Annotated in this window: 2 protein-coding genes; one reads left to right on the top strand and one right to left on the bottom strand. The window is 45.7% G+C overall.

Translation table 11 applies throughout. From position 1 onward, the window contains the following. Window positions 1-1,386 (bottom strand): glycoside hydrolase family 28 protein (locus tag VF500_RS10780; protein ID WP_330859677.1); only part of this gene is annotated, 1,386 nt, incomplete at its 3' end. A gap of 449 nt (window positions 1,387-1,835) precedes the next feature. On the opposite strand from VF500_RS10780, the gene VF500_RS10775 reads away from it, so the two are divergent. Beyond that, window positions 1,836-2,772, top strand: a 937-nt coding sequence (locus VF500_RS10775) for an alpha/beta hydrolase (protein WP_330859676.1), incomplete at its 3' end; no start/stop codon positions are given.

Here is a 2,772-nt window from a genome sequence, read left to right as displayed (position 1 = left end):
CTTGATCGAAATATTTTCTAAGTGGATGCCTTTAATGCTCATTTCGGGCAGGCCACGGATGAGCATGGCCCGGTTGGCGCCGTCACAAACCACGTTATTAATATAAAAATTGCGGAATTGAGGGGTCCCGGCATCCACAGGTGGCTTTTCTTCTTCACCGCCGGTTTGGGCCAATGACGGTGCCTGGGTAAAATAATACATATCGAACAGGATCGCATCGTGCACAATATTGCGCATGGAAATATTACGGATATAAATATTCTCAACCACTCCGCCGCGCCCTCTTACTGTCTTAAAACGCAGGCCGTTGTCGGTGCCAAAAAAACTACAGTCTGATACAAAAATATCATGCGCACCTCCGGACATTTCACTGCCGATCACGAAACCGCCGTGAGCCTGGTATACTACATTGTTTTGGATCAAAATGTTTTGACAAGGTTTGCCAACCTTCCTGCCTTCTTCATCTTTTCCGGATTTAATACAGATCCCATCATCTCCGGCATCAATAGTGCAATTAACCACCCGCACATTTGAGCAGGATTCAATGTCCATGCCGTCTCCGTTCTGCGCATTTGACAGATTGCGGACATGCACCCCATCAAATGTCAGATCTTCACATTGCAACGTATGAAGGCACCACGCAGCAGAGTTTTGAAAGGTTGTACCCTGCAACAGCACTTTTTTGCAATTACTGAATACGATGAGGTTAGGGCGAAAGAAATCTTTTATCTCCTGGTAATCGTCCAGTTTTTTGCCTGTTTGTATATAGCCGGCATTCCGGGTGCGGGCACCTTTAGCATAGCTGGCCGAAGGGTACCAGGTACGGCTATCATCGCTAAGCTCTCCGCCCGATGCAATGAGTGTTTTCCAATCGCGATCGGTGACATTGTCTTTACCCATGGCACGCCAAACCTCTCCGTGCCCGTCAACAATGCCCTCGCCGGTAATGGCGATATTTTGCAGGTCCTTACCTGATATCGGCGACTGATTTCGGATGGACTTGTGCCCTTCAAAATTCCCTTCAATAAGTGCGAAACTACTTTTATCAGATGTAAACTGTAATACTGCCGCCTTACTGAGATGAAGGTTAACATTATTTTTCATAACAACAGGGCCCGTCAACCAAAACCCCGGAGGTATGAGTACTACGCCGCCACCCTGCTCGCTGCATACATTTATAGCAGCATTGATGCTTTGCGTATTAAGCGTGAACCCGCCCGCTTTGGCACCAAATTTTTCAATGTTAAAGGTGTCGGTTTTAAAGGATGGCAATTCGGCGGTTGGCAGATGTTGCCAGGAATAAGCAGTGGTGTTTTTTTGCCCCTTAGCTTTTAAGCATAAGCAAAATAATAAAATGGCTAATAAGTTCAGTTTTTTAAGATGCATGTTATATCAGGTATACGTTCATCCGCAAATAGCCGGTCAATAAAATTTCGGACAGGAAAAATCCTTTTCAGAGAAACGGGTCTATAGTTGGTTGAAGCAAACGTATTAACATAACCCTGTCCGGAGGTTTAAAAATTGGTCTAAAATGTTCAATAATTAAAGCCCTTTGCTGTAAATGCGGTTTGTTTTGTGCTTGCCTGATCTGTTTTAAGCATTTCAGGCTGAATGATCATCATAACCAGCTTTTCGAAGCCGGATGGGGGAGTTTTCAGAATCTGGTCCCGAGAATTATGTAGACAGTTTAAAAAAATGTCAACTGAGGGGATTTTTGATTTGCCTGTGGCCCTATCGATCTGATCTATTTAACGATTGCATTTGCCCGTTCAACGAATAACACTCCTGAAGCATTATGTGCGACCCTACTTTAGCTTTAACAAACATCTAATACTATGAACAAATTACCATTAAGAAAACACAACAGCCTGTTGGCTAAAATGAAATTGTTTTTCGCGGCATTATTGCTGCTAAGCTTCGGCCCTGCGCATGCAGATCAGGGCGGGTCGGGGAAATCCGAAAAATCCAACGCACCGTTGGGTGAGCAGTTTGGCCCAATTAAACAAATAAAGGCCGGGCTGTTAAATGTAGGATATGTTGAAGCGGGGCCTGCCGACGGAGAAGTTGTTATACTTTTGCATGGCTGGCCATATGATATATCAAGTTATAGTGACGTTACAAACATCCTTGCTGCAAAAGGCTACCATGTCCTGGTTCCTTATCTGCGGGGTTACGGTACAACAACATTTCTATCGGCCTCAACAAAACGCAACGGACAACAGGCTGCAGTAGCAGAGGATATCATAGCCTTTATGGATGCCCTGAAGATTAAGAAGGCAATTCTTGGTGGATATGACTGGGGGGCACGTACCGCCGATATCATTGCTGCGATCTGGCCGGAAAGGGTGAAAGGACTGGTTTCTGTAAGCGGATACCTGATAGGAAGCCAGGCCGGAAATAAAGCACCCCTTCCTCCTAAGGCTGAATTGGCCTGGTGGTACCAATTTTATTTCGCAACAGACAGGGGGGCTGTAGGATACTCTGCCAATACTGCGGCTTTCAATAAACTGATCTGGCAGCAGGCTTCTCCGAAATGGAACTTCACCGATTCAACCTATGAGCAGTCTGCCAAAGCTTTCAGCACTCCGGATCATGTTAAAGTAGTTATCGATAACTACCGCTGGAGATTAGGCCTTACCAAAGGCGAAGCGAAATACGACGCACTTGAAAAGAAACTTGCTGCTGCACCGGTTATTTTGGTTCCGACTGTGACCCTTGAAGGAGCCGCGAATGGTGCGCCGCACCCGGATCCTTTACAATACGCCAATAAGT

This window comes from Mucilaginibacter sp. (assembly GCF_036383575.1).
Taxonomy (GTDB): domain Bacteria; phylum Bacteroidota; class Bacteroidia; order Sphingobacteriales; family Sphingobacteriaceae; genus Mucilaginibacter.
The sequence above is the reverse complement of the archived record's forward strand: the minus strand, read 5'-3'. Positions and strand labels throughout refer to the sequence as shown.